This window comes from Novipirellula sp., assembly GCF_041583735.1.
Taxonomy (GTDB): domain Bacteria; phylum Planctomycetota; class Planctomycetia; order Pirellulales; family Pirellulaceae; genus Novipirellula.
This window is the reverse complement of the sequence record NZ_JBFHFD010000509.1, coordinates 1-6,200: the sequence shown is the minus strand read 5'-3', so window position 1 is coordinate 6,200 and position 6,200 is coordinate 1. Positions and strand designations below refer to the sequence as shown.

Here is a 6,200-nt window from a genome sequence, read left to right as displayed (position 1 = left end):
GCCAAACCGAGTCCGAGTCGGATCAAACGCCGGTAGTTCTGAACCGTTGCGCCGCGCCGTCGATGACGACCATAAAGGCTATCTTCGTTAAATTGAGAAGGGATTTTCATCGGATATGTCCTTGAATCGCTGGACAAGCTTGAAGGAGCGACTCGGGAGCTTTAATCTAGGATGGGGGGAAGTTTGGCGAACAATAGCACATCGTGACGGCGTCAATGAGCTAGAATAGCGTTTAACCCCCCTGCTCGCCTTACCCTTATCCTGTCAACTCATCCTCCCTGGCAGCAAACATTCAATCTAACCCGCACTCGGTCGCCATGCTCGTATTCTATTCGCGGAATTGCTTATCACGGAAGGCATTTTGCCATCGAGCCGTTCGTTTCACGATTTATGTCTTAGCAATATCGCTGTCGATATCAGGCAGTGGCGGTTCGCTCGCGTTGGCCGAGGGCGAACCCGCCGAAGACTTTCTCAAACGGCTCCGCGCGGCCGGCTACTACGATACCGCATTGGCGTATCTAGACCGGCTCGACCAATACCCTGGCGTGGACGGATCGCTCAAGGATGCGGTCTCGCTCGAAAAGGCACAGACCTATATTGAAGCCGGCGTCAATGCGCGATCGGCGACCGAGCGTGACGAGTTTTTTGTCAAAGCAGAATCATCGATCGCCGACTTCCTAAAAAAGGATTCTCATCCTCGGGCGCCCGAAGCACGGTTGCAGTTGGGGAAGTTGCAATTAGTGCGTGCCAACACGATGATGATGCTCGATCCCGATGATGAAAAGAAGAAAGCGGCGCGGGAATCGTATTTAAACGCCGCAAAAACGTTTGACACGATCGTTGAAAACCTGCGTACCCAACTAAAGGAGATGCAGGGCGAGAAGATCAACGCCGACGAAAATCCAAAATTGGCCGAACAGCGAACGCAGTATCGTGCCGATTTTCTCGAAGCCAAACTTAACGCCGGAGATGCTCGTCGTTTGGCCGCGACCACCTTTGCCAATCCTGCCAAGGACGGAAAGAAGCTGCTCGACGAAGCGATCACTCAGTTTAAAGATTTGGCCGACAATTACGGCGGCTATGTGACCGGGGCGATCGCCATTTTGCATCTTGGTCAAACGCAGCAATTGCTCGGACAAAGCGACGCGGCGTTGGATAGTTTTTTGCAGTTCCTTGAACAACCCGATGCCGATCCGCTTCGCGAAGGCCGCTTTGAAGCGACCAGTGCGTTGACCCAAATCTGGCTGGCAAAATCGCCGCCGGACTACAATCCCGCCATCGAACGGGGCCAAGGGCTACTGGACACGATTCGTCCCAACGAAAAACGCCTCCCTGCAGCACTGCATTTAAAACTCGAGCTTGCCAAGGCCTATCTTGCCAAATCCAAAGACAGCAAGGGGCAAAAGAAAACGGACATCAAACGAGCCGAGTCCGCGGGTCGTCAATTGCTGATCGAGATCGAAAAGCTGCCGGGCCCCCATGCCGAAGAATCGACGAAATTGCTGGCAGAAATGGGCGTGGATTTAACCCCCACTGAACTGCCGAAAGCGGATGATCCCGAAAACCTCGAAGAAGCCTTCGCAGCCTCACGAGAACTCTACCAACTGAGCGAAGATCTACGCCAAGCATTGGAGTTACTGAAGCAGCAAAAAAAGGATGATGCGGAACACAAAAAGCAGATCGAAAGTCTTGAGAAACAGCTCGCCGACACACGTTACCTGGCGATTGAAACGCTTCGTCTGGGCATGACGATGATCAACCGTGGTGCGGACCTGACCACGCTGAACCAAGCCAAATATTTTTACGCGGTCCTGCTGTATCAAGTCGATCGTTTTCGTGATGCCGCGGTGGTGGGTGCTAATTTAGCACGCACATCGCCGGGAACCGATGTCGGATTGAAGGGAGGTTTGGTGGCACTCAGTTCGTTGCAGAAACTACTTGTCGAGGTTCCTCAGGACGAAAACTCCAACTTGATCGCTCAGCTGAAATCGATTGGCGATTTCCTCACGACGACTTGGCCCGATGATCCCGATGCCGCAGCGGCGCAAGGCATCATGATCCGGTTGGCACTGCAAAAAGACCAATGGGATCAAGCTCAATCGTTGGTTTCAAAAATGCCTCAAGGCCCCGAACGCGCTGGTTTCGAGCGTTTAATGGGACAACTACTTTGGAATCAATCAATCGTCGCTCGTCAAGAAAAGAACGACGCGTTGGCGGATAAATTGCTAGGGGACGCCGAAAAAGAATTGATCAAGGGATTGTCAGGAATCAAAGGCGGGCTGATTGAACCCGAGGGGCTGCGCGCCGCGTTGGTGTTGGCCAAAGTCTACTTGCGAAAAGGCGACGATGCCAAAGCGCTGGCGACGCTCGACCACAAAACCTATGGTCCAGTCAATTTGATCAGCAAGATTGCGGACGACGACGACGCATTGCAAGGCGATCTGTTTGCCACGGAATTGACCACGCTTGTCCAGCGGATGACCAGCGACGGAACCGATCCAACTGCGCTGCTGAAACGGGCCACGGCGGTCATGGACAAACTCCGCCAAACCTACAAAGGCGACGACGGCCAAAAACGCTTGCAGTCCATCTACATCGGCATGGCACGCAGTTTGAAAGATGAACTGGAAACCGCCAACGCGGCAAAAAAAGACAAGCTAATCGATGCGTTTCGTGTCTTTCTGACCCAGATCGCGGAAACCACCAAAGATCCCGCGACGTTGCAGTGGATTGTGCAAACGCTGGTTCAATTGGGCGAAGCCGCGATGCCCGAGGCGGATATCAAAGCGACCGGACGCGCAAAAGATTTGTTGGAAACAGCGATCAAAACGTACGAGCAACTCAAGGCTCAAGACCCAGACGTGTCACTCTCGGTTCAGTTCCAATTGGCCCGCGCCTACCGCTTGGTCGGTCAATACAAAAATTCGCTCGATGTGCTTGAACAGATTTTGCTAGAAAAACCGACCATGCTGGACGCTCAGGTCGAAGCCGCGACAGCGTACGAAACGTGGGCTGGCGAGTTGCCTGACAAATTTGCGCCCAAGGCTTATCAAACGGCACTCAACGGGGGTCGTCCCGGTCCCAACAAACAGAACACCATCTGGGGTTGGGGCAAGATCAGCAAGCTGACCAATGGCAATGAACAATTCAAAGAGATTTTCTTTGACGCTCGCTTTCACATCGCGCTGTCGCGTTTTCGGTGGGGGCGACGCGCCAAAGACAACGCGATCATGAAACGTGCGATCACGGATATCACCCAAGTCGAGGGAATTTATCCCGAACTGGGTGGCCCCGCGCAACGTGCAAAGTTTGACGCGTTGCTTCGCCAGATACAGAAAGAGGTGGGAGATCCGGTGAAAGGACTTCCACCGCTGCCGCCACCCGGTTAAGTCGGATCCGCCATCCCGCTGCACCGATGGTGTTGGCGCAGTGTATCGCAGCCCTACCGCGCAGACAAAAACCTTTTCAAAACCAATCTCATCTTAACGAACTCACTTCAACAAGCCTGACCGAGTGAAAATGAAATACTTTAATGCCGCACTGATGTCCGCCGTCTGGATGGGTTGGGTGCTATTAGGAAATACGGTCCAAGCACAAAACGATCGGATCTATCCAAGTTCAGGTTCACCTGTGATTGGTTCGGTTGCCGAGACCAGCCCGCAAGGGATCCAAGTCAAAGTTGGCAGCAACACTCAGAACTTTGTCGCGGGTGAAATCGAAAAGATCTTGTTCGCGGGTGATTCACCTGCACTGACCAAAGGACGCGAATTTGCGTTGGACGGGCAATACGACCAAGCGATGCAAGAGTTAAAGACGGTCAACATCGGCGAACTGCCACGTGACGTGATCAAGGCGGACGCCATGTTTTACACCGCCTATTCGATGAGCCAATTGGCGATCGAGGGCAAAGGAAACAAGCAGGCGGCGAAGCAAGCGATGCTGGCGTTTGCGTCAAAGCACCGTGATTCGTGGCATTTTTTCGAAGCCGCCAAGGTGCTCGGCGATCTTGCGTTGGCGCTCGGCGACAAAGAGGGGGCGCTCAAGTTCTATGGTTCGCTGCGGCAAGCCCCCACCGCGAACGCCAAGATCCAACATGTCTACCTCACCGGGATGGTGCACCTGCAGAGCGACGATGCCGACGCGGCGATTGCCGAGTTCGACAAGGTTTTGGGATTAAAAGTTGAGTCGGTGGAAGCCGCCCGCTTGCAATCGCTTTCCAAAGCAGGAAAAGCGGCAGCATTGGCCTCGAAAAAACAAGCCGACGAAGGGTTGAAATTGGTCTCAACGCTGATCAGTGAACTGAACCCGACCGATGTTGAAATGGCCGCCCGGATCTACAACGCTCAAGGCGCGATCTACGAGGCCAAAGGGGACACCGAAGGGGCGATCATGGCTTACCTGCATACGCACTTGATGTTTTCGGGCCAAAGTGATGCACATGCCGTGGCACTTTCGAAACTTGTCGAGCTTTGGCCCAAGGTTGGAAAACCTGAACGCGGCGCCGAAGCGCGTCAAGAATTGCAACAACGTTATCCCGGATTTGGCAAATAATTAAAACCGCCGATGCGGTGTTTACCGTTGCAAGCGGACCTTCGAGCCTGTTTTCTCAATCGATTCGAGTCGCTTGGAGGGTGCGAGGGTACTTTTCCCCAACTATCCTGTTCAAATGCTAGAATTCTCTGGTTCCGATTTCGGGACCGCCAGAGTTCGCGTGAAAAACCCAAAATAAAATCTAAACGTTCCCGCTTCTTATCCTCAGAGAGTCTCGTTGATGTTCGCTGCCTGCGGTTCCCTCCTGCATCCTGCCCGTCTCAGCACGCCCAGCATGCACACGTTTCGTTCGGTGGGTCTAGCGATCTTGGCATCGCTATTCCTTGTCACCCATGTGTCAGCTCAAGATGATGCTGCAGCAGAATTTGGGGAAGCCGAACCGGCCGCGGCGGCCCCTGCGGACGTGCCCGCCGATGGCGGCGTCGACGCCGCAGCGGACAACGGAGCGGCTCCGACGGCAAAGAAATCGAGCGATCAAAACCTGCTCGCCTGGACGATCGAAGCGCTTGGGTTGACCTATTCATTCGTCTTTTTGGTGCTGTCGATCACACTCGTTTCACTGTTTGTGATGAATGTGTTGGCCGCTCGCCGCGACACCCTCTGTCCGCATGAATTGGTCGAAGGTTTCGAAGAGAAGCTGAACGAGAAACAATTCCAAGAGGCCTACGACATGGCCAAAGCCGACGAATCGGTGCTTGGCCAAGTGCTTTCCGCCGGACTAGCTCGTTTGTCGCGTGGCTACAACAAAGCGCTCGAAGGGATGCAGGAAGTCGGCGAAGAGGAAAGCATGAAGCTTGAACATCGACTGAGCTACATGGCATTGATCGGCAACCTGAGCCCGATGATTGGACTGTTTGGGACGGTTCACGGGATGATCGAGTCGTTCCAAGTGATCGCACTGGGCGGCGCCTCGCCGAAGCCCGCCGACTTGGCTGCCGGTATTTCGACGGCACTTTTCACCACGCTGATTGGATTGGCCATCGCGATTCCTGCGATCGCAGCCTACAACGTGTTGCGGAACCGTGTCTCGCGTATGCTGCTGGAAATCGGTGTGACCAGCGAAAACTTGATGAGCCGTTTTGAGGACGTGACGCCTCAGGGGACCAAAGCTTAAATGCGAGTCAAATCCAAAAAACCTGACTTGGCCGAAGGCGATTTGACGCCGATGATCGACATGACGTTTCAGTTGATCGCGTTCTTTATGGTGCTGATCAATTTCGCACAAACCGAAGCCAATGATCGCGTCGTGTTGCCGAACAGCCAGCTGGTGAAACCGCCCGAAGTGCCGCTCGAATTCCCCATCATCCTACATGTGGCGATGGATGGCGAAATTGTGCTTGGCGGAGACGACTACACCGTGGAAACACTGCGAGTCGGGCTGCTCCGCGAGCTGACGGTGATCGAATCCGAAGGCAAATCCGCTGACGATGCTAACGTCGTCATCCGAGCTCACAAAGATACCGCTGCTGGCGATGTGCAGGAGGTGATCCGAGTGGCGCAAGAACAAAAACTCGTCAACTTTGCGCTGCGAGTGAAGGAAGACAATCGATGAAAATTCGCAATCAACACGCGAACGAGAAAAACGAACTCAACATGACCAGCATGATTGACATCGTCTTTCTGTTGCTGGTTTTCTTCGTGATGACCTT

At 53.8% G+C, this 6,200-nt stretch carries 5 protein-coding genes; all 5 read left to right on the top strand.

Annotated elements, in window-relative coordinates; genetic code table 11:
* Positions 1-317: 317 nt before the first annotated feature.
* Positions 318-3,389 carry a tetratricopeptide repeat protein gene (locus ABX962_RS27020; protein WP_372724054.1) on the top strand — a complete coding sequence of 1,024 codons (3,072 nt, stop codon included), beginning with the start codon at positions 318-320 and terminating at the stop codon, positions 3,387-3,389.
* Between the two features lie 130 nt (positions 3,390-3,519).
* The gene (locus tag ABX962_RS27015) at positions 3,520-4,551 is read left to right on the top strand and encodes a tetratricopeptide repeat protein (protein WP_372724052.1); all 1,032 of its coding nucleotides are present in this window, start codon (positions 3,520-3,522) and stop codon (positions 4,549-4,551) included.
* A gap of 274 nt (positions 4,552-4,825) precedes the next feature.
* Complete coding sequence (locus ABX962_RS27010; protein ID WP_345327037.1) at positions 4,826-5,665, top strand: MotA/TolQ/ExbB proton channel family protein; 840 nt, start codon at positions 4,826-4,828, stop codon at positions 5,663-5,665.
* Complete coding sequence (locus tag ABX962_RS27005; protein WP_339937511.1) at positions 5,666-6,103, top strand: biopolymer transporter ExbD; 438 nt, start codon at positions 5,666-5,668, stop codon at positions 6,101-6,103.
* Positions 6,100-6,200: ExbD/TolR family protein (locus tag ABX962_RS27000; protein WP_372724056.1), on the top strand; the 101-nt coding region annotated here is incomplete at its 3' end. The genes ABX962_RS27005 and ABX962_RS27000, both read left to right, overlap by 4 nt.